The organism is Rheinheimera pacifica, assembly GCF_900108485.1.
GTDB classification, from domain to species: domain Bacteria; phylum Pseudomonadota; class Gammaproteobacteria; order Enterobacterales; family Alteromonadaceae; genus Alishewanella; species Alishewanella pacifica.
The window spans coordinates 111,360-132,882 of record NZ_FNXF01000014.1; the positions used below are offsets into that span (position 1 = coordinate 111,360).

The window sequence follows — 21,523 nt, forward strand, 5'->3', positions numbered from 1 at the left end:
ATTTAGCGTATCTGTTTACAGGCTCTTGCTGTCGTCTTTGGTGGCAGAGTCTGCCGCTTTAGCCTCTTTGTCAGCATCGGCAAAGTCAGCATCGTCAGAGTCACCCAGCACATGTTCCAGTTTTAGTTTACGCACACTGCGAATTGTCGTCACCGGGCCAGAGCAGGCATAGATAAAGAATATACCAAACAGCATTTCTGCCGGGCGGGCAGCAATTACGACAAAAATCAGCACTACCATCAAAATGGTTAAAAAAGATACCCTGTCGCGCCAGTTCAGATCTTTAAACGAGTTATAGCGGAAGTTACTTACCATCAGTAAACCGATAACAATAGTCAGCAAGCCCACCAGGTAGCCAATGTTATCCCCATCAACCTGATAAATACTGCCGCTCCATACCATACCGGCAATAATAGCTGCAGCGGCCGGGCTGGCTAAGCCCTGAAAAAACCGGCCGTCAGTAACGCCCAGATTGGCATTAAAACGCGCCAGACGCAGCGCAGCACAGGCAACATAAATAAATGCCGCCAGCCAGCCGAATTTGCCGTACTCGGCAAGGCCCCAGTTGTAAGCAACCAGTGCCGGCGCAATACCGAACGACAACATATCAGACATACTGTCGTATTGGGCACCAAACTCGCTTTGCGTATTGGTTAAGCGCGCTACACGCCCATCCAGACCATCGAAAATCATTGCGATAAAAATGGCTACGGCGGCGGCTTCAAAGCGGCCGTTCATTGACGACACTATGGCGAAAAAACCAGAGAACAAGCCAGCGGTTGTCAGCAAATTAGGTAGCAGGTAAATGCCCTTACGCGGGCTGGTATCATTTGTTTTTGACTCAGGCATAAAGCAACTTCTACGTTGTGGATTTACAATGGATTATAAGGGACATACCTTAACATGGATAGCCTGCAGGCAAAAGTGACCGCCGAAGCAGCCACTTTCTGCCGGCAAATACCAGGTTAAACCTTACTGCTCACAATAAATTGCGAACCGTTATGATCCAGCAATATGGTACTGCCAGGCGCTACGTCGCCTTGTAACAACGCTTGCGCCAGCGGGTTTTCCAGGTGCTGCTGAATAGCCCGCTTCAGCGGCCTGGCGCCATATAACGGGTCAAAACCTATTTCGGCCAGTTTATCCAGTGCCGCTTCAGTAATACTAAACCGATACTGCCGCTCGGCCAGTCTTTGCTCCAGCCTCGCCAGCTGAATTTTGGCAATACTGCGAATTTGCACACTATCCAGCGGGTGAAACACGACTGTCTCATCCAGCCGGTTTAAAAACTCCGGCCGAAACTGCTTACTGAGCACACCCATCAGCATATCTTTCATCTGGCTGTAACTGTATTCACGGTAATGCTCCTGAATAAGATCTGAGCCCAGGTTCGACGTCATAATAATAACGGTATTCTTAAAATCGACCGTACGGCCCTGGCTGTCGGTTAACCGGCCATCATCCAGCACCTGCAGCAGAATATTAAACACATCCGGATGGGCTTTTTCCACTTCATCCAGCAGCACTACCGAATAGGGCTTACGCCGCACAGCTTCCGTTAAATAGCCGCCTTCTTCATAGCCAACATAGCCCGGCGGTGCGCCAACTAAACGTGATACGGCATGTTTTTCCATAAACTCTGACATGTCTATACGCACCATAGCATCGGGGCTGTCGAACAAAAAATTGGCCAGCGATTTGGTCAGCTCGGTTTTACCCACACCGGTAGGGCCTAAAAACAGGAATGAGCCTATCGGTTTATTCGGATCAGCCAGCCCAGCCCGCGAACGGCGAATAGCATGCGATACCGCTGTTACCGCTTCGTCCTGGCCGATGACTTTTTCATGCAGCGCTTGCTCCATACGCAACAGCTTGTCGCGCTCGCCTTCGAGCATTTTATTCACCGGTATACCGGTGGCTTTAGACAATACATCTGCAATTTCCTGTTCGGTAACTTTGTTACGCAGCAAGGTATTTTCGTGCATTTCTGCCTGAGAAGCTAAATCGAGCTTTTTCTCCAGCTCAGGAATGCGGCCGTATTGCAACTCAGACATACGCTGTAAATCACTGGCGCGGCGGGCAACTTCTAAATCAAGCCGGGCTTGTTCCAACTCGGTTTTAATATTTTGCGTACCTTGCAGTGCAGCTTTTTCTGACTCCCACACTTCATCCAGCTCGTTGTAGTGGGCATCAAGTTCGACAATTTGCTCCTGAATTGCATCCCGGCGTTTTTTACTGCCTTCGTCAGATTCTTTTGCCAGCGCATTGTCTTCCAGTTTTAACTGAATAATACGCCGCTCCAGCCGGTCCAGCTCTTCTGGTTTAGAGTCCATTTGCATACGGATGCTGGATGCCGCTTCGTCAATTAAGTCGATAGCTTTATCCGGTAATTGCCGGTCTGACACATAACGGTGCGACAAGGTAGCCGCCGCCACTATCGCCGGATCGGTAATTTCCACCGCGTGGTGAATTTCGTAACGTTCTTTTAAGCCCCGTAAAATAGCAATGGTGTCTTCCACCGACGGCTCTTCTACTAACACTTTTTGAAAACGCCGCTCCAGTGCCGCATCTTTTTCGATATACTTGCGGTATTCATCCAAAGTGGTAGCGCCCAAACAGTGCAGCTCACCACGCGCCAGCGCCGGTTTTAACATATTACCGGCATCCATCGCGCCCTCTGCCTTACCGGCGCCCACCATAGTATGAATTTCATCAATAAACAGAATCACCTGGCCTTCTTCTTTAGCCAGTTCATTCAGCACCGCTTTTAGCCGCTCTTCAAACTCACCACGGTATTTGGCGCCCGCTAATAAAGACCCCATGTCCAGTGACAGCACCCGTTTATCTTTTAAGCCTTCGGGCACTTCTTTGTTGATAATACGCAGCGCTAACCCTTCAACGATAGCGGTTTTACCTACGCCCGGCTCGCCAATTAATACCGGGTTATTTTTAGTGCGCCGCTGTAATACCTGAATGCAGCGGCGAATTTCTTCATCCCGGCCTATTACCGGATCCAGTTTACCGGCCTCGGCTCGGGCGGTTAAATCTACCGTGTATTTAGTTAATGCCTGGCGAGTATCTTCGGCATTCACATCGTCGACTTTCTGGCCGCCACGCATTTGAGTAATGGCCGTTTCTACATTTTCTTTGCTTACGCCGATTAAGCGCAAAATCTTACCCAGATCAGATTTATCTTCCGTCGCCGCTAACACGAATAGCTCGCTGGAAATAAACTGATCTTTGCGTTTTTGTGCCAGCTTATCGCACTGCTGCAGTAACTGAGCCGTGGCAGACGATAGCTGCAGGTTAGCGCCCTCGCCTTCAACCCGCGGTAGCTTGTCTATCGACTGGCTGACTTTAGAGCGCAGTTCATTAAAATTAATCGCCAGTTTGTTTAGCAGCTCACGCACTGTGCCGCCTTCCTGATTTAACAAGGCAAACATCAGGTGCACCGGCTCGATAAACTGCTGATCACGGCCAAGCGCCAGCGACTGCGCATCAGCTATCGCTTCCTGGAACTTACTGGTAAATTTTTCAAGACGCATTTCTGGCTCCTACAAGCACAACACTGTTGCGTTATAAGATTGGGCGTTATTGCTGCAAATTCAAGCAGACAAACGTCAAAAATTTGACTTAGATCAGGCTAACCAGATTGAACTGGCCATACGCCCGGTTTGGCCGTCACGCCGGTAGGAAAAAAACAACTCACTTTGCTGATATGTGCAGTACTGGCCACCATAAATATGTTGCACCCCACTGGCTTGCAGACGTTGTTTTGCCAGCAGATATAAATCCGCCTGCCACTTATTACTGTTGCCGCTGATAAAGGCCTGCTCCGCCTGTGCATTGTGGCTAATAAAAGCGTCACGTACCTCAGGCCCTACTTCAAATGCACTTTGGCTGATAGCCGGGCCAAGATATACCAGTACTTCAGCAGGCCTGGCAAAGTGCGCCAGTGTGGCTTCAATCACGCCGTCACACAAACCGCGCCAGCCAGCATGCACTGCCGCTACCTGAGTACCGGCTTTATCACACAATAATAACGGCAGGCAATCGGCTGTCATAACAGTGGCCACTACACCGGGCTCGCAGGTTACGCTTGCATCGGCGGTATCCGCAATAGACGCCTTTGTCAGTACAGACACAGCAGTGCCATGCACCTGATTTAACCAGACCGGCGCTGCCGGCATCTGAGCCAGCAGCTGGTAAAGACGCCGGTTTTCAGCAACTAGCTCAGCATTATCTGCCACATGATTGCCCAGATTTAAACTGGCATACACGCCGGTTGAGCAACCGCCGTTACGGGTGCTGCATACTGCCCGCACATTGGCCGGGGCTGGCCAGTCAGGCAGTAACAGCGGGTTGTCAGACATAATCCAGGCCATGTTCTGCCGTATCGGCCCGTAGCGCTGCAGTTAGCTGCACCATGTCATCCGGAATAGGCGCATGCCATTCCAGAATCTCCAGCGTAATTGGATGAGCTAAACGCAACATGGCAGCATGTAAGGCCTGGCGCCTAAAGTTACGCAGAATAGTCAGTAATTGCTCATCAGCCTTACGCGGTGGCCGCGGCCGGCCGGCATACACCGGATCGCCTACCAGCGGATGGTTCACATAAGTCATATGCACACGAATTTGATGCGTGCGGCCGGTTTCAAGCCGTAAACGTAAACGGGTGTGAGCCCGGTATTTTTCCATCACGCGAAAATGAGTGGTGGCTGGCTTACCTGACTGGCTTACTGCCATATGAGTACGTTTGGTGGGGTGACGGCCTATCGGTTCGTCAATAGTACCGCCGCCGGTCATCGCGCCATGGCATACGGCTTCATATTCACGGGTAATTTCCCGCGCCTGCATCGCCTCTACCAAATGGGTTTGCGCCGGTATGGTTTTCGCTACGACCATTAAACCGGTAGTGTCTTTATCCAAACGGTGGATAATACCCGCCCGTGGTACTTCACCTATCCCCGGACAGTGGTGTAATAAAGCATTCAGTAAAGTGCCATCGGCATTGCCAGCACCCGGGTGTACAACCAAGCCGGCGGGCTTATTGATCACCAGGATATGCTCGTCCTCATAGACGATATTTAATTCTATGGCTTCGGCTTCAAAACGCTGATCTTCCGGCAGCTCAGCCAGAATATCAATTTGCTCACCGCCGAGGAGTTTCTCCCTTGGCCGGTTTTGCATGGTGCCATTAACCTTAACTGCGTCCGCCAGGATCCACTCTTTTATTCTGGATCGTGAATAATCAGGGAACATTTCGGCCAGAACCTGATCTAAGCGCTTACCGAAAAGATGCTCTGGTACAATTTCTGAAAGTTTTAGCTGTTTTGTCATAACGGAAGCAGTTATCCTGTGTGCAACCCCGGCAGGTCTGGGGTAGAATCGCAATAGTGTGTATTTTAGCGATTTTACGTCAGACTAGACAGCCATTTAGCTCAAGTAGTAACGGATTTTTAAATGAAAGCGAATTTTTTACTGATTTCTTTACTGGCATTAACCCTTACGGCTTGTGCCGGTAAACCGAAGGAAGCGGATACCAGTAATACACAAACCGCGCAAACCATGTATCAGCAAGCCAAAGAAGTATTAGATAACGGCTTGTACAACCGCGCTATTGAGCTGTTAATGGCCGTAGAAAGCCGTTACCCGTTCGGGCCTTTAGCCAGACAAGTGCAACTGGACTTAATATATGCCCATTATCAGGCTGGCGATGTACAAAAAGCGCTGGCCGGCATTGACCGCTTTATCCGCTTAAACCCGAACCACCCTGAACTGGACTACGTGTACTACATGCGCGGCCTTAGCAATATGAAAGCCGACGAAAATACACTGCATAATATGCTCGGCATTGACCGTGCAGACCGTGATTTAGCCAGCACCCGCCAGGCGTTTGATGATTTTAAATTATTGGTAAGCAGCTTTCCTAACAGCAAATACGCTGCTGAAGCGAAAAAACGCATGTTAAGCATTAAAGATGCGCTGGCCCGGCATGAACTGCTGGTAGCTGATTACTATATGCGCCGTGGTGCTTATCTGGCCGCAGCTAACCGCGGCAAATATATTGTTGAGTTTTACCGCGACTCGCCATTGGTTGAACAGGCGCTTGAGGTAATGGTAGAAAGCTACGACAAACTGGGGCTGAGCAAGCTAAAAGAAGACACTTACCAGGTGTTAAAGCTTAATTTCCCGCAAAACACCAAGTTTTAAACCAAACAGCCCCGCCATAGCGGGGCTTTTTATTAGCGCTAAATAGCCTCTAATGCTTCGGCCAGTTTACTGACACCTATTACTTCCATACCCGCTATCGGCTCTTTCGGGCAATTTGCCTGTGGCACTATTGCACGCTTAAAACCATGTTTGGCGGCTTCACGTAAACGTTCCTGGCCACTTGGTACCGGCCTTATTTCACCTGCCAGCCCTACTTCACCAAACACCACTAAATCGTTTGGTAATGGCTTATCACGAAAACTCGACACCAGCGCCAGCAAAGTGGCTAAATCGGCGCTGGTTTCGTTTACCTTAACGCCGCCCACCACGTTGACGAATACATCCTGATCAGCCATTTGTATACCGGCGTGGCGGTGCATAACAGCCAGTAACATCGATATCCGGTTTTGCTCCATCCCTAACGTTACCCGGCGCGGGTTATTCAACGGCGAATAATCTACCAGGCCCTGAATTTCTACTAACAACGGCCGCGTGCCTTCCCACAGTACCATAACAATACTGCCCGACTGATCTTCCTTGCCACGGGTTAAAAATATAGCTGACGGGTTTTTTACCTCTTTCATGCCCTGGCCGGTCATAGCAAATACGCCCAGCTCATTTACCGGGCCAAAGCGGTTTTTATTACCACGCATGGTACGGTAACGGTTGTCGCTGTCACCATCGAGCATCACCGAGCAGTCAATACAGTGCTCCAGCACTTTAGGGCCGGCCAGCGAGCCGTCTTTAGTAACATGGCCCACCATAATAATGGCGATATGGTGCTGCTTGGCAAAACGGGTCAAAAAGGCCGCACTTTCGCGTACCTGCGACACACTACCTGGTGCCGACTGAATATCGGCCAGATGCATTACCTGGATCGAGTCGATAACCATAATGCGTGGCTTTTCCTGCTGCGCCAGCAGGCAAATGGTTTCCACATTGGTTTCGGCCAGCATTTTAAGCGCATTGGTGGGCAAGCCTAAACGCTGCGCCCGCATGGCTACTTGCTGTAATGATTCTTCACCAGTTACATAAAGTGCGCCGCCCTGTTGTGCCAGGCCACACATAATTTGCAGCAATAAGGTACTTTTACCGGCGCCGGGATGACCACCAATCAAAATAGCCGAGCCCGGCACTATGCCACCGCCCAGTACACGGTCGAACTCAGCAAAACCGCTGCTAAAGCGCGGTACGTCTTGCAAATCTACTTCATCCAGCCGTACTACTTTTGCCACCGCCGCACCGGCATAACCTTCAAAGCGGGCATTTTTACTGCTGGCTGTACCTAAGCGTACTTCACTAACGGTATTCCAGGCTCCACATTCCGTACACTGGCCTTGCCAGCGCACAAAGTCAGCGCCGCAGTCACTGCAGACGTAAGCGGTTTTTACTTTTGCCATAGTTTATTTTCTCAAGCTAAATGAAAGGCATGGATATTGCTTTTCAATTTGTAACAACGTAGCGTACTACAGATTATAACCCCAAGGTGCCGGTATTATGGCATTTAACCTGACTGAATTATGACAGCAGAAGATTTACAGGAATACGTCGGCGTTATTGACCGCATGAAAAGCTTACTGAACTCAGCTGACTTTGATCAGGTGTTCGGTTTATTGACATCCGATATTCCTAAATCCAAACAGTTCCTGTTAAAAATGGAACTAAAACGCATGGCACAGCCCTGTAATTACTTTATTGATTTACGCGGCCATGTTGACGGTGATGTTAAGCCTTATGAATATAAAGGCAAAACTCACTATATGGATAATAACGCTATTAAGGTGTTTGAAAACGGCCTGAAACAATATGGCGGTTACACCCTTGGTTTGTATGAAGAAGTGCGTAATACCGAAAACAACTTTCGCGTAATGCACCGCAAGGAAACCGAAGAGCGGGTAAAAAACGCCCTGCAGCAATCAGCAAGCGGTAAAAACCGTGAAGAAGAGGAAAATTTGTCACCCCAGGTGGCCGATATAATTTCCTTTGGCAGCTATACAACCCGCCGCGACGAGCGGATGAATTATGCCATTGAAGTAGAAATAGAGCTGAATAAACAGCGTATGACGGCCAGCACCTCAGACTTATCGGTATCCGGCTGCAAGGTCAAATTAACCAAACCGGTAAAGGTTAATGTCGGTGCCGAACTAAAACTCTATTTTACCGGCCTGGAGCAGGAGTTTATGCTCGGCCTGTCAGACGGTGTACTGTATAAAGTAGTTGATACTGAGTCACAGGGCCAGAACCACTATTTGCGTCTGCAACGCTTGCAAAATGACAATGAACAGCAGTTTGCTGACTTTTTGCAGAAGTTTATCACCGGCAACAAACGCCGTTACAAAGTGAACCTCGACAGCGTATGTCACAGCATGCGTACCAAAGGCTATGAGCAGTTTTACTTACCGCGTCTTGGCAGCCTGCCGGTATTTATTGCGGTAAAAGACGGCCAACCCATGCCGATGTTTGCGCTGACAACAGAATACAACCGGGCTATCTGGCATTACTTTTTGGATGAGCAACATCAGGCTATTTTTGACAGCCTGCTGTCGGTAAAGCGGCTGAAGCAGCTGCTGCAGCAAAGTAGTGAGGAAAAATCGACTATTCTTTACTGCTTTACCCACGCCGCGAAAGGAAAATTGTTTTTCTATTCTGCAACCAGTGAAGAGCTGGCGGCTTCTGAGCAGCTAAAAGAGTTATTTCTTGGTTTTGGTGCCAGCAAACCCAGCTGGCGGGTATTACATTGCAACTTGCTGCGCACAGCTGCAACTATGGCTGAAATGCCGGCGACAGTGCCCGAACAGTACATGGTTAAAAAACCGGCGTCACAAGTGCCGTTGATAAAAGGCCTGCTGCAGGATTTACGTTATATTGTTAATCTGACTGATATCAGCAGCACCAACAGCACCTTCTGGTATCAGAGTTATCAGGTGAACCAGGAACACCTTAAGCTGCTGGCCCAGTTTGGCCATAAAAAACGCCCCGACATTCCGTCCTGCGAAGCCATACCGGTGCAATATGTTAATCTGCGCTCAGAGTCGCGCTATCTGTACAAAACTGCGGTAATGGTAAAAGATCCACAAAACCAGACAGAGCTGAGTGGCCACAGCCGGGATTTTTCATCAAAAGGCTTACAGTTAGAAACAGCCTTACCGGTACGGTTTAATAAAGGCGATATTGTGCAGTTGCGCCTGCCTGATATGCAAAAGATCAGCACCCGTCACAGCCTCAGTGAGCTACCGTATGAAGTGATGGCTGTCAGCAAAAGCCACACTATTATGAACCTGCGCGCAGCAGAAACAGATGAGCCTCATGTCGGCCGCCTGTTCTTTCAGCAACTTATTCAAAATAACCGCGCCAAACTCACACCGGCAGAAGAAAGCCCTAAATATCCCGGCCTGGCTGCAGGCTTACGCAACATGTACCTTAATTCACAAAATAGTTTTGCGCTGTTTTTACACCGCAAAGGTATTCGCTATGAAATTAATACTGTGGCTAAGGGCGGCGGCAACAGCTGCCTGTACCAATTGCTAAATTTACAGCATCAGCATAGTAATGGTGTTGATTTGAATATGATCCTGCGCAACAACGCTGCCAGCCTGCAATTTGCGCAACAGCTAAAACAGATGAAACGTTTTGACAACGCCAGAAGCTACGAGCTTTTTATTGCGCTGCCAGCCGGTATCACTGCCGGAAATATTGAACCAGACTGTCGCTATGATTATGAATTCAGCTCTGAACAGAAAAAACATCAATTTGTGTTGGATGCGCTGCAACAAGGTAGCCTGTTTTGTTTTCGCCTGACATTGTCCCGTACCGGCAGGCCAGACACCGATTATATTGCAGCTGAAATGAACTATATAAGCGCCTATGCCATTCATAAAGCTAAACAGTTAGAAGAAGAGTTATGGAGTGTGGCAGGCGTGATAGATGTTATTGATATTTCAGAAGAGGTGCCCTGGCGTTATGGTGCAGCGGCAAATCCTGTTAACCATAAAGTGCAACAGCAACAGAAGTTAACACTCCAGCTTAAGCAACCAGTCACGTAATTGGGCAAAATGATCCTGTACGGCGCTGGGGTGTGTCAGCATAGAAATATGGTCGTAATCCTGCTTATAGCCTGCAGAGCGGCCCAGCAAACTAAACCGTGCCTGTGGTACGGTTTCAGCAATAAAGGCCTTTACATCCTGCGGATGGCCCAACAAGCGGTCATTTTGGCCGGCAAAGTGCCACACCGGTGGCCACTGCGTGATTTTACTGCTGTGGCCATAGTCAAACTGATCAGTTAAATCAGTAAAAGCGGCACCTTCAATCCAGCGTACGGTGTCCTGCAAAAACTGCTGCGGTTCATCATCGGCACCAAAGCGCCATTTACGCGCCGGAAAATAACCGTACTTGTTACTCAGCCAGGGGGCCAGCTTATTCCAGATCAGGTTAATTTTCAGCTTGCGCTCCAGGCTTTGTACACTAATAACCCTTTTACTGCCAAAACACACCTTAGCAGCCACTTTAGCTGTAAGCTGTGGAAAACGCGCCAGGCTGGCAGCGGCAACTACGCCCCCCCACGAGTGGGCAATCAGGATAACTTTTTGCTGATGTAACTGGTACACATGTTCAATTAACGCCGGAATATCGCGGGTGATCATTTGTTGCTGGGTTTGAGCAAAACCTTCTGATACATGCGGCTTTGATAAACCACGGCCGGCAAAATCAGCGCAATACACCATAAAACCATTATCGGCCAGATAGCAGCCCAACCCCTTACCTGACTGGCTGTAAAAAATACGGCCGTTTTCAATAGCACCGTGCAGCATCAGCACCGGTGCTATGCCTTGTTGCATTGGCAACAAGCGGCGTAGGTGTAGCTGATATTGGTCTAAATCCAGATAAAGCGAACTTTGCTGATGCTTCATGCTTAATCCAGCAGGTACAACAGCTGCAATAACGAACCGTGCCGGATAGCCGCTTTAGCTTGTGCCTGCACTTTAGGCTTGGCATGAAAAGCCACCCCCAGCGCTGCGGCTTTAAGCATAGGTATATCATTCGCACCATCGCCGATAGCAACAGTTTGGCTTGTTGCAATGGCATATTCAGCGGCAAGTTCGTTCACCACACGCGCCTTGGTGTTAGCGTCAACAATATCGCCCAGCACGTTGCCGGTTAACTTACCATCGGCAATCTCCAGTACGTTGGCAAAAGTGGCGGTTAAGCCTAACCGCTGCTTTAATGCTTCCGTAAAATAGGTAAAACCACCCGAGGCAATAGCAACCTGCCATTGATGCGCTTTTAAATGGTTAACCAACTCAGTTAACCCTGGCATTAAAGGCACACCAGCCAATACCTGCTGCAAAATATCCTCATCTGCGCCCTGCAAAGCTCCTACCCTTGCTATCAGGCTTTGGGCAAAGTCCAGCTCGCCATTCATCGCCCGCGCAGTAACGGCAGCCACCTGTTCACCTACACCGGCCAGTTTGGCTATCTCGTCAATGCATTCTATTTGTATGGCGGTTGAATCCATATCCATTACCAACACGCCGGGCTTAGCCAGCACAGGGGCAGTTGGCAGGTATACCAGTTCAATATCTAACCTGACAGCCAAATCATTTAATTGTTGTTGCTGTGCTGCAGTTAGTGCAGTGGGCAACGCCAGCTCGAGCGCTGGGCTAAGTTCGGGATGAGGCTGATACAATCGACAAGCCAATGCCGTATCTGCAGCACACAACTGCAGTACGTTATTCAGTGCAAACCAGTTTAGGGCATCGCCAAACAGCCTGAGCACTACTACCCTGGCGGACAGTTCAAATGCAAATCCCGCCGTATCAGGCAGTGCAAGGCTTTGCTTACTGTGCAGCAGCAACATCTCTTCGTGCCTTTTAAGTGCATAACATTGATTAACCGAAAGCTGCTTTACCGGTGATGTTGCCGCTTGCTGCTGCACTGGGATCTGATAAAAAAACGACACTGGATTACCTATACTTGGCGCTACAGCCGTGGCATGCTACGCGCATTAACGACTAGCTCAGCTGGCGCTTTATGGAAAATATGCAGAACGATATCCCAATACCGGACAGTACTTCAAGCACTATTAAGCTGTTGCAAATTGCTATCGCTGTTATTGGTATCTGGCTGTTATTGCATAGCTGGGTGCTAACCCAACAGCAAGGTAAGCGTTTGTTGCAGCAGCAAAACAGTCAGTTAATGCAAGAAATGCTGACAGCGTTATCCCACACCGCCGCTTATTTAATAGAAAATGATCAACTTGATGGCCTGGAGCAACTAACACAGCACATTGCTGCCAGCCAGTATTTACATGATGTGGTGGTGTATGACGCCAATGGTGTGCGCATGAGCTGGTCACAAGGCAGTGCGCCGGCACGGCTGTTATATGGGCCAACACAAACTGAGCAGTTACAGGCGATGGTACAAACCATTACTAAAGATCAGCAATTGTTAGGCTACATTAAACTGAGTTTACGGTTGGATGCGTCTTTAACGCCAATAAGCCTGTCATGGCAGCAAATGATGCAACAGTTGATGGCGATGCTGGTGCTGGCGGGTATTGTTGGTTTTATGCTACGCCGCGGTTTCTCGCGTTTGTCGCGGCAGTCATTGCGTTTACGCCGCGCTAAGCCTTAGTGCGTTAAGGCTGTTTTGCCACAGCGTCACCGCTACCTGCTCGCGCGGCTCGGGCCGTAATTGGCAAAAGGTATCAAACACTAACGCCAGTTGCGCCGGGGTATTTACCTGGCCCTGAAAACCAGCCAGCGGCATAGCCGGTGCATCGGTTTCCAGTACAAAGCTTTCAAGCGGCAATTTTTGCACAGTTTTACGGGTTTTCTCTGCCCGTTCATAGGTAATAGTACCGCCAATCCCCAGCTTAAAACCCAAATCGATAAAGGCCATCGCCTGTTGCTGACTGCCGGAAAAAGCATGCAAAATACCGCCGCCGTTAAACTGCTGGCGTTTAAGCTCAGCCAGTAACTGTGGCTGGCTTTTGCGATGATGCAGGATCACCGGTTTATTATGCTGTTTTGCCAGTAGCAGTTGCGCTGCAAACAGCTGTTGCTGCATAGCAAAGCTGGCTTCAGCTAATGCAAAATCCAGCCCAATCTCCCCCACTGCAACAATAGCAGTGTTATGAGCTGTTAATAGCTGATCCAGCACAGCTACAGCATCAGGCGAGTGCTTAGCCGCCCACCATGGGTGTATACCCAGCGCTATATGCCATTGTGGCTGTTGTTGCTGTAATGCCAGCAGGTTTTGCCAGGCGGATTGTTGCACGGCGGGAATAACTAAAGCGGCAACACCGGCTTGCTGCGCCTGTTGCCAGTACAGAGCTTGCGCTACGGCAAGCTCGGGTAAATCGAGATGGCAGTGGGTGTCAAACAGTTTAACCGTAGCCGGGATGTCGCTGGTTACGGGCATAACCTGTCGATATCCCAGCGGTTATCCGCGGTTTTACTGTACATAAAACGATCATGCAGCCGGTGCTCGCCGCCCTGCCAGAATTCAATTTTATGCGGCCGCACTAAAAAGCCACCCCAGAATGATGGTAGCGGCACTTCGCCGTGTTCAAACTTGTGTTTTATCTCAGCAAATTTTTGCATCAGCGCCTGGCGGGTAGAGACCGGCCGGCTTTGTTCTGACGCCCAGGCTGCCAGCTGACTCTCTTTTGGCCGAGATAAAAAGTACTTCATCACCTGCGTATTCGATACCCGCTCGGCTGTGCCATATACGATTACCTGCCGCTCCAGCGGGTGCCAGGGGAAATGCAGACATACCTTAGGGTTGCCGGCAAGTTCGGTGGCCTTGCGGCTGCCCAGGTTAGTGTAGAAAGTAAAACCTTCGCTGCTGACATCTTTTAACAGCACCAGCCGTTGTGACGGCTGGCCCTGTGCATCGACGCTGGCCACACACATTGCTGTAGGGTCCGGTAATTCTGCCGCTATGGCATCTTTTAACCAGAATTCAAACTGCGCGATAGGATCTGCATTGAGCTTATCCAAATCCAGTTTGTCTTTCACATAGCTGCGGCGAATAGCGTCAATCTTCATCTTTACATACGCTCCATAACCCCGATACCCAGCAAGTCCAGGCCCTGCTTAAGTATACGTGAAGTAATAATACTCAGCATTAAACGACTGTCACGCACGGCCGGTTCAATGCCGTCTTTTAACATCGGGCAGGCCTCGTAGAAGGTCATATACAAACTGGCCAGCTCGTACAGATAATTACACAGCAGGTTAGGCTGGGCGTCTTTAATTACCTGTTGCAGCGTTTCTTCAAACCGCAGCAGTTTTACCGCTAACTGCTTTTCCTGCTCTTCAACCAGATTTAATGTTGCGTTAAAGCTATCGGTAATCTCAGCGCGGCGCAAAATGCTGCGCACCCGGGTGTAGGCGTACTGCAGATAAGGTGCAGTGGCACCTTCAAAACTCAACATCGCATCCCAGCTGAAAATATAGTCGCTGGTACGGTTTTTCGATAAATCGGCAAACTTCACCGCACCAATACCCACTTTACGCGCGACGTCGGCTACTTCAGCTTCGGTTAAATCGGTGGCTTTTTCCTGTACTACAGCTTTGGCGCGTACTACCGCTTCTTCCAGCAGCTCTGCCAGTTTCACGGTACCACCGGTACGGGTTTTAAATGGCTTACCATCTTCGCCCATCATGGTACCAAAGGGGCAATGATCATAGGCCGTTGCCGCACGCAGATAACCGGCTTTACGGGCAACCAGTTCTACCTGTTTAAAATGCAGCGCCTGGCGGGCGTCAGTAAAAATAATCACCCGATCAGCATTTAAATCGTGGCTACGATACTGGCAGGCCGCTAAATCAGTGGTGGAGTACAGAAAGCCGCCCCCGGTTTTTTGAATAATAAACGGCGACGGATTACCTTCTTTATCGGCCAGCTCGGCTAAAAACACCACCAGGGCCCCCATGCTTTCTACTGCCAGTTGCTGTTGTTTCAAATCGTCCACTATGCCCTGCAGCATGTTGTTATACGCACTTTCCGGCTTAATATCAGCATGGGTCAGGGTCACATTCAGCTTCTGATACACTTCGTCGCTGTGTTTAATCGAGGTGTCGATAAACAGCTGCCACAGCTTTTGGCAGTGCACATCGCCACTTTGTAGTTTAACTACGTAATCACGTGCTTTATCAGCAAAGCCCTCTTCATCGTCAAAACGCTTTTTCGCTTCACGGTAGAAGTCTTCCAGGTCGGCCAGTGCCACCTGCTCCAGGTCGATACCGGCAGCCAGCTTATCTTCCAGGTGCGCTATCAGCATACCGAATTGGGTACCCCAATCGCCCATATGGTTCTGGCGGATCACTTTATCGCCCCAGAACTCCAGCGTACGTACTACGGCATCGCCGATAATAGTCGAGCGCAAATGGCCAACGTGCATCTCTTTGGCCAGGTTAGGCGCCGAGTAATCCACCACTACCGTTTGCGGTGTCGTATTAGCGGTAACACCCAAGCGGCTGTCGGCAGCGGCGAGTTGTAATTGCGTGGCCAGCCAGGCTTTGTTTAGCGTAACGTTAATAAAGCCCGGGCCGGCAATCTCTGCTTTGTCGGCAATATCGGCAAGTTCCAGCTTTTGCACTAACTGCTCCGCCAACTGGCGCGGATTCATCTTTAACAGCTTGGCCGCGGCCATAGCGCCGTTAATCTGGTAATCACCAAACTCCGGCTTGGTACTTACCGTAACAGCGGCATTGGTGTCGGCAGGTAAGCCCAGCGCAACAAAAGCAGCCTGGGTTTTTTCGGTTAGTAAATGCTTAATATTCATGCGCCCTGCCTGTTAGTGTTCACGGGTTTTATGGAATTTAATTTTCGGGTAACGCTCTATCGACAGATTCAGGTTTACCATAGTCGGTGCGATATAGGTTAAAGCATCGCCACCATCGAGCGCCAAATTCTGGCTGGCTTTATTTTTAAACTCGTCCAGGGCTTTGGCATCATCACTGTAAACCCAACGCGCCGTGGATACGTTAACTGACTCATAAAGCGCATCAACGTTGTATTCCGATTTTAAACGGTGTACTACCACGTCAAACTGCAGCACGCCGACAGCACCAACGATAAGATCGTTATTATCCAGCGGCCTAAATACCTGCACCGCGCCTTCTTCGGATAACTGCACCAGGCCTTTTAGCAATTGCTTTTGCTTTAACGGGTCACGCAGGCGAATACGGCGGAACAGTTCAGGTGCAAAGTTTGGGATGCCGGTAAACTGCATATTTTCACCGGTGGTAAAGGTATCACCAATTTTAATGGTACCGTGGTTATGCAAACCGATAATGTCGCCGGGGTAAGCTTCTTCCAAATGCTCACGATCACCGGCTAAGAAGGTAAGCGCCTGCGGGATCAACACATCTTTACCAATGCGTACATGGCGTACTTTCATGCCTTTTTCGTACTTACCCGACACTATGCGCAAAAACGCCACACGGTCGCGATGTTTCGGATCCATATTGGCCTGAATTTTAAACACAAAACCGCTAAAACCAGCCTCGGTGGGCTCAACTGTACGCGTATCGGTAGCGCGCGATTGCGGTATCGGCGCCCACTGCGTTAAGCCATCCAGCATATGGTCGACACCAAAGTTACCCAGGGCAGTACCAAAAAATACCGGTGTTAACTCGCCTTTTAAAAATAATTCCTGATCAAATTCGTTACTGGCGCCCTGCACCAGTTCCATTTCATCACGCAGTTGCTGAGCGTAATAACCAATGCGCTTGTCCAGCTCAGGGTTGTTCAGGCCTTTGATAATATCCACATCCTGAATGGTGTGGCCCATACCAGATTTATACAGAATAATTTCATCACGCAAAATGTGGTACACGCCTTTAAACTCTTTACCCGAAGCAATAGGCCAGGTAATAGGCGCACAGGCAATTTTCAGTACGCTTTCTACTTCATCTAGTAAATCGACCGGGTCGCGGATATCGCGGTCCATTTTGTTCATAAAGGTGATTATAGGGGTGTCGCGTAAGCGGGTAACTTCCATCAGCTTAATGGTGCGATCTTCAACACCCTTGGCGCCATCGATCACCATCAGGCAAGAATCTACCGCCGTTAAAGTACGATAAGTATCTTCCGAGAAGTCTTCGTGGCCCGGCGTATCCAGCAGATTTACCAGGCAATCGTTATAAGGAAACTGCATGACCGAAGTAGTAACCGAAATACCGCGCTCTTTTTCCATTTCCATCCAGTCGGAGGTGGCATACTGGCCGGATTTTTTACCTTTAACGGTACCGGCTTTTTGGATCAGATGTCCGAACAGCAATACCTTTTCGGTAATAGTGGTTTTACCGGCATCGGGGTGCGAAATGATCGCAAAGGTGCGGCGGCTGTTAACTTCAGCTAAAAAAGTATCAGTGCTCATAATATCCAATAATCTGTTGCCGCTTCGATAACCAAGCGGTTTGAAGGGATTAACCCGAAAGAAAAACTAATATTGTGCGCGATTATAACAGCTTGGATAGCGCTGGCACAGAGTACAAATGCGAGGTTGCGTTACAGAATACAACACATCAGCAGGGCATCTTCTTTACCCTGGCTACTGACATAGTAGCCTTTGCGTAAGCCTGTTTGCGTAAAACCGTAGCGCTGATACAAAGCGATGGCAGCCAGGTTGCTGCTACGCACTTCCAAAAAGACTTCGGTTGCCCCTCTGGCAGCACCTTCCTGTAAAAAATGCTGCATGAGGGTGTGGCCGTAACCTTTACCCTGCTCTGTGGACTCAACGCAAATATTAAACAGCTCCAGCTGCTCTAAAATCAGCTGGGCGATATAAAATCCGACAATATTACCGGCGTTATCCAGCAATTTGTAGCTGAAGTAACTATCAGCAAAACTGCTGGCAAAGGCAGCCTCTGTCCAGGGATAATTGTTGGCCGCTTGCTCAATACGCAAAACCGCAGCGATATCGTCACGGCTTAATAACTCAAATTTATTCATGGCTACTTTGTTCAGAACTACTTTTCTCATAGCTACTTAGCAGCGCCCATAAAGCTTTTTTCTGTTCAGCTCGTTGCAGTGCCAGCAACGGTGGTGTTAGCAGCTGATATTGATCGATGTGGCTGTGCACGGCGGCAGGTTCAATTTGCCAGTTCAGGCCATCGGCTAAAGCCGCAGCAATATCCTGTGCTAATAGCTGGCTAAGGTCCGGCGCTACGCTCTGCAATTCAATTTTCAGTGAGGTAATATTATCTGACGAGCTTTGTGCTGGTTCGCTTTCTGCTGCCGGCAATAGCTGGCTAGCAAAAGCGTCGGTTAATTTCACCTGCGAGATTTGCAAAACTTTTAACAGCTGTTGCTGAGAATAAGAAAGTGTTGTCATAAGGAAAAGTGGCAGGGGCAGAGGGATTCGAACCCCCAACCATCGGTTTTGGAGACCGCTGTTCTACCAATTGGAACTATGCCCCTGTAGCTGGTCGCGCCATTATACAAAAGCGGCCTCAAAGGTAAAGCAAAAAGCTGTGCTAATACATTCAACTGCATATAAAACGAGCATTCAGGGCTTAATCAGCTGCTTAGCCTAACATAAGCCCGGCAGTCTGGCTACCGGGCTGGCTTAGTATCAGTTGTTGGCTTTTTGCCGGTACTTTTCAAACCAGTGAATAATATAGGCCGGTTTGGCCATCATGTTGCTTGGTCTGGTATGCAGTGCATGCGACGCGCCTGGCACCCGCACCATAGCCGTATCTATGCCGCGTAATTGCAGCGCCTGATAATACTGCTCGGTTTCCGAGATGGGGGTACGATGGTCGCTCTCACCGGTAAACAACATAGTCGGCGTTTTTACCTTGCCAACATGGGCTATTGGCGAATGCTTTAAATAGTGCTCCGGCATATCCCACGGCAAGCCCGGAAACCAGTACTGACTAAAGTAACTGTACATATCGGCGTTTAACACAAAGCTGAACCAATTAATTACCGGATTTACCGCCACTGCTGCGGCAAAACGGTCAGTATGGGCAATACTCCAGGTAGTTAACACACCACCACCGCTACCGCCGGTAATAAACAGTTCTTTGACATTAATAAAGCCTTTTGCCAGTACTGCATCAACGCCATCCATCAAATCGTTAAAATCCTGGCTGGGGTAGTTATGATGGATAAGGTTAGCAAAATCTTCACCGTAACTGGTGCTGCCACGCGGGTTGGTATACAGCACTACGTAGCCCTGCGCCGCCAGTAACTGCAATTCCATAGCGAAATGTGGGCCATAGGCAGTGTGCGGGCCACCGTGGATCTCAAGAATAAGCGGATACTTTTTGCTGGCATCAAACTCTGGCGGGTAAATAATCCAGCCGTGCAGTTTGCGTTCGTCAACTGAAGAACTGTACCAAAACTCTTCAACTTTACCGATCTCGCGGGCAAACAACAGATCTGCGTTCAAATCAGTTAATCTTTGTTTGTTGCGTTTATTAATTACCGCCAGCTCAGCCGGCCTCTGTGTATTCATCTGAGTATAGGCAATGACACCAGTAGCAGAAGCTGCAAACTGGCCACCGCTATAGGGCCGGCTATAAGAGCCGCCGCCTAAGTCATCTGCCAGGATAGTGCGTTTGCCGGATAAGGCTTGCTCCGCCAATATACCTTTACCTTCGCTATCGTAAGAGATATAAAGCGCTTTGCTGTTAGCTAACCACTGAAAATCATCAATGGCTCTGTCCAGATCTTCCGTTATATTACGGATATTGCTGCCGTCAGCATTCATCACATATAACCGGCTTGCCTGATGAGCCAGCTTACGATCATCATACCCCACATAGGCAATCAGCTTGCCATCAGGCGATACTGCCGGACGTGAATCAGGTCCGTTACGATCAGTTAGTTGGCTCAGCTTACGATCTGCCAATGTAAGCTGAAAAATCTCGCTGTTAACGGGCTGAGATTGCCAGTTGTCATGCCGGTTGGCAGAGAAATACAGCACTTTACTATCCTTTGACCAACTCAGCGCACCACCATGATTAAAATCGCCTTCCGTCAGTTGAATAGCAGAGCCACCATCAGCCGCCATAATATAAATATGCTGGTAACCGGTTTTCAGATAGCCGGCGCCGTCAGCACGATACTGCTTATTATCAATATAAATTGGCGATTTGGCCCAGTCAGCATTTTCCGGCTTGCCTGGTAAGGCAACCGGCGGCTTAACCTGCTTAGGTGTAAACATAGTAAATGCTAACCATTTACCATCCGGCGACCAGCTCAGATTAGCAGGGCTTTGCTGTAACTGGCCTAATTGAGACGAGCGCCCGCTATCAAGCCATTTAACATGGATCTGGCCGTTGCTGATATAAGCCAGACGATTATTATCCGGCGCCCAGCGTGGTGACGCTGCATTAGTATCTTTATCAGTCAAGGCCTGCAATGTCTTACCATCAGCAGAGCTTAACCATAACGTCATGCGGCGCCGATCAGTTTGCCTGTCCATCCAGTTGCGCACAAATACTATCTGCTCACCTTTGGCATCCGGCTGTGGATCTGATACAAACTCCAGTTCAAACACATCGTCATATTGTAATGCTTTGGCGACAGCTGAGCCGCTTGCTGTGCATAACAATAAGGCAGTTAAGCACACACCGCTGGTTATATATTTTAGATTCATCTTAGTATCCGGTTTTATAGTTATAGATGCCATTTGATACTAACTGAATAACTACAGGCGCGGCTATGATTTCGTTAAGGCGTAAAATTGAAGAGATAAAAAGCAAAAAGCCCCACGCTTTCGCGTGAGGCTTGTTTACTTAATTGGGAGCCTGGCGGTGAACTACTCTCGCATAGCGAATGCTACACTACCATCGTCGCAGCTGCGTTTCACTTCTGAGTTCGGAATGGGATCAGGTGGTTCCACAGCGCTATTGCCACCAGGCAAAAACTTGTAGGGAACAAGTTTTAACGCACTTTAGTGCGGCCCGTTAGGGTCAAATCCATGGATGGATTTGATAAAAACTGTGTTCCGATATTTGGCAATCTGATTAGTAAACACACTGTATCTCTAAAACATCTTGGGCGTTGTATGGTTAAGCCTCTCGGGCAATTAGTATGAGTTAGCTTAACGTGTCACCACGCTTCCACACCTCACCTATCAACGTTGTGGTCTCCAACGACCCTTTAGTAGACTCAAAGTCCAAGGGATGACTCATCTTGTGGCCGGCTTCCCGCTTAGATGCTTTCAGCGGTTATCCGTTCCGAACGTAGCTACCGGGCAATGCCATTGGCATGACAACCCGAACACCAGCGGTTCGTTCACTCCGGTCCTCTCGTACTAGGAGCAACTCCACTCAATCATCCAACG

Annotated in this window: 17 protein-coding genes, 1 tRNA gene and 2 rRNA genes; 3 read left to right on the plus strand and 17 right to left on the minus strand. The window is 49.1% G+C overall.

Translation table 11 applies throughout. From position 1 onward, the window contains the following. Positions 1-15 precede the first annotated feature (15 nt). The 4 genes from pssA to rluD all read right to left on the minus strand — a co-directional run bounded on the left by pssA (position 16) and on the right by rluD (position 5,340). Positions 16-849 (minus strand): CDP-diacylglycerol--serine O-phosphatidyltransferase, encoded by an 834-nt coding sequence (pssA, locus tag BLW68_RS15990; protein ID WP_092795532.1) that lies wholly within the window; start codon positions 847-849, stop codon positions 16-18. A 116-nt stretch (positions 850-965) separates the two neighbouring features. Further along, a complete protein-coding gene (gene clpB, locus BLW68_RS15995) occupies positions 966-3,545 on the minus strand; it encodes an ATP-dependent chaperone ClpB (protein WP_092795534.1) in 2,580 nt (859 codons plus the stop codon). Between the two features lie 93 nt (positions 3,546-3,638). Next, positions 3,639-4,385, minus strand: a complete 747-nt coding sequence (gene pgeF / locus BLW68_RS16000) for a peptidoglycan editing factor PgeF (RefSeq protein WP_245728365.1) — start codon at positions 4,383-4,385, stop codon at positions 3,639-3,641. Beyond that, the gene (rluD, locus tag BLW68_RS16005; RefSeq protein ID WP_068234251.1) at positions 4,366-5,340 is read right to left on the minus strand and encodes a 23S rRNA pseudouridine(1911/1915/1917) synthase RluD; all 975 of its coding nucleotides are present in this window, start codon (positions 5,338-5,340) and stop codon (positions 4,366-4,368) included. Before rluD ends, pgeF begins: the two co-directional genes overlap by 20 nt. 123 nt (positions 5,341-5,463) lie before the next feature. Here rluD and BLW68_RS16010 point away from each other — a divergent pair, with 123 nt between their 5' ends. Then, entirely contained in the window at positions 5,464-6,213 is a 750-nt protein-coding gene (locus tag BLW68_RS16010; RefSeq protein ID WP_092795536.1) for an outer membrane protein assembly factor BamD, read from the plus strand. A 38-nt stretch (positions 6,214-6,251) separates the two neighbouring features. On the opposite strand, the gene radA is transcribed toward BLW68_RS16010, so the two are convergent. Further along, positions 6,252-7,613 carry a DNA repair protein RadA gene (gene radA / locus BLW68_RS16015; RefSeq protein ID WP_092795538.1) on the minus strand — a complete coding sequence of 454 codons (1,362 nt, stop codon included), beginning with the start codon at positions 7,611-7,613 and terminating at the stop codon, positions 6,252-6,254. A 120-nt stretch (positions 7,614-7,733) separates the two neighbouring features. Here radA and BLW68_RS16020 point away from each other — a divergent pair, with 120 nt between their 5' ends. Beyond that, positions 7,734-10,256, plus strand: a complete 2,523-nt coding sequence (locus BLW68_RS16020) for a PilZ domain-containing protein (RefSeq protein ID WP_092795540.1) — start codon at positions 7,734-7,736, stop codon at positions 10,254-10,256. Here the strand turns inward: BLW68_RS16020 and BLW68_RS16025 are convergent. Together BLW68_RS16025 and serB are read right to left on the minus strand one after the other, a co-directional pair. Next, a complete protein-coding gene (locus tag BLW68_RS16025; protein ID WP_092795543.1) occupies positions 10,224-11,120 on the minus strand; it encodes an alpha/beta fold hydrolase in 897 nt (298 codons plus the stop codon). The genes BLW68_RS16020 and BLW68_RS16025 overlap by 33 nt on opposite strands. A 2-nt stretch (positions 11,121-11,122) precedes the next feature. After that, positions 11,123-12,169 carry a phosphoserine phosphatase SerB gene (gene serB / locus BLW68_RS21590; protein ID WP_281246203.1) on the minus strand — a complete coding sequence of 349 codons (1,047 nt, stop codon included), beginning with the start codon at positions 12,167-12,169 and terminating at the stop codon, positions 11,123-11,125. A 71-nt stretch (positions 12,170-12,240) separates the two neighbouring features. Here serB and BLW68_RS16035 point away from each other — a divergent pair, with 71 nt between their 5' ends. Further along, entirely contained in the window at positions 12,241-12,843 is a 603-nt protein-coding gene (locus tag BLW68_RS16035; protein ID WP_092795545.1) for an AhpA/YtjB family protein, read from the plus strand. On the opposite strand, the gene BLW68_RS16040 is transcribed toward BLW68_RS16035, so the two are convergent. The 10 genes from BLW68_RS16040 to BLW68_RS16085 all read right to left on the minus strand — a co-directional run. Next, the gene (locus BLW68_RS16040; RefSeq protein WP_092795547.1) at positions 12,823-13,632 is read right to left on the minus strand and encodes a TatD family hydrolase; all 810 of its coding nucleotides are present in this window, start codon (positions 13,630-13,632) and stop codon (positions 12,823-12,825) included. The genes BLW68_RS16035 and BLW68_RS16040 overlap by 21 nt on opposite strands. Next, positions 13,623-14,261 carry a pyridoxamine 5'-phosphate oxidase gene (gene pdxH, locus BLW68_RS16045; protein ID WP_092795549.1) on the minus strand — a complete coding sequence of 213 codons (639 nt, stop codon included), beginning with the start codon at positions 14,259-14,261 and terminating at the stop codon, positions 13,623-13,625. The genes BLW68_RS16040 and pdxH overlap by 10 nt, the downstream gene beginning before the upstream one ends. Before the next feature lie 2 nt (positions 14,262-14,263). Continuing rightward, positions 14,264-16,003: an arginine--tRNA ligase gene (gene argS, locus BLW68_RS16050; RefSeq protein WP_092795552.1), complete on the minus strand. Its 1,740-nt coding sequence runs from the start codon at positions 16,001-16,003 to the stop codon at positions 14,264-14,266. Between the two features lie 12 nt (positions 16,004-16,015). Next, positions 16,016-17,602 carry a peptide chain release factor 3 gene (prfC, locus tag BLW68_RS16055; protein ID WP_092795554.1) on the minus strand — a complete coding sequence of 529 codons (1,587 nt, stop codon included), beginning with the start codon at positions 17,600-17,602 and terminating at the stop codon, positions 16,016-16,018. A gap of 131 nt (positions 17,603-17,733) precedes the next feature. Then, entirely contained in the window at positions 17,734-18,207 is a 474-nt protein-coding gene (gene rimI / locus BLW68_RS16060) for a ribosomal protein S18-alanine N-acetyltransferase (RefSeq protein WP_092795556.1), read from the minus strand. Beyond that, the gene (locus tag BLW68_RS16065; RefSeq protein ID WP_092795559.1) at positions 18,170-18,559 is read right to left on the minus strand and encodes a hypothetical protein; all 390 of its coding nucleotides are present in this window, start codon (positions 18,557-18,559) and stop codon (positions 18,170-18,172) included. The genes rimI and BLW68_RS16065 overlap by 38 nt, the downstream gene beginning before the upstream one ends. A 9-nt stretch (positions 18,560-18,568) precedes the next feature. Beyond that, positions 18,569-18,645: transfer RNA gene (locus tag BLW68_RS16070), tRNA-Trp, on the minus strand. A 154-nt stretch (positions 18,646-18,799) separates the two neighbouring features. Further along, positions 18,800-20,833, minus strand: coding sequence for a S9 family peptidase (locus BLW68_RS16075; RefSeq protein ID WP_092795561.1), 2,034 nt, complete (start codon positions 20,831-20,833; stop codon positions 18,800-18,802). A 149-nt stretch (positions 20,834-20,982) separates the two neighbouring features. Further along, positions 20,983-21,097 (minus strand): 5S ribosomal RNA (gene rrf / locus BLW68_RS16080). Positions 21,098-21,244: 147 nt separating this feature from the next. After that, positions 21,245-21,523 (minus strand): 23S ribosomal RNA (locus BLW68_RS16085); the annotation flags it as partial.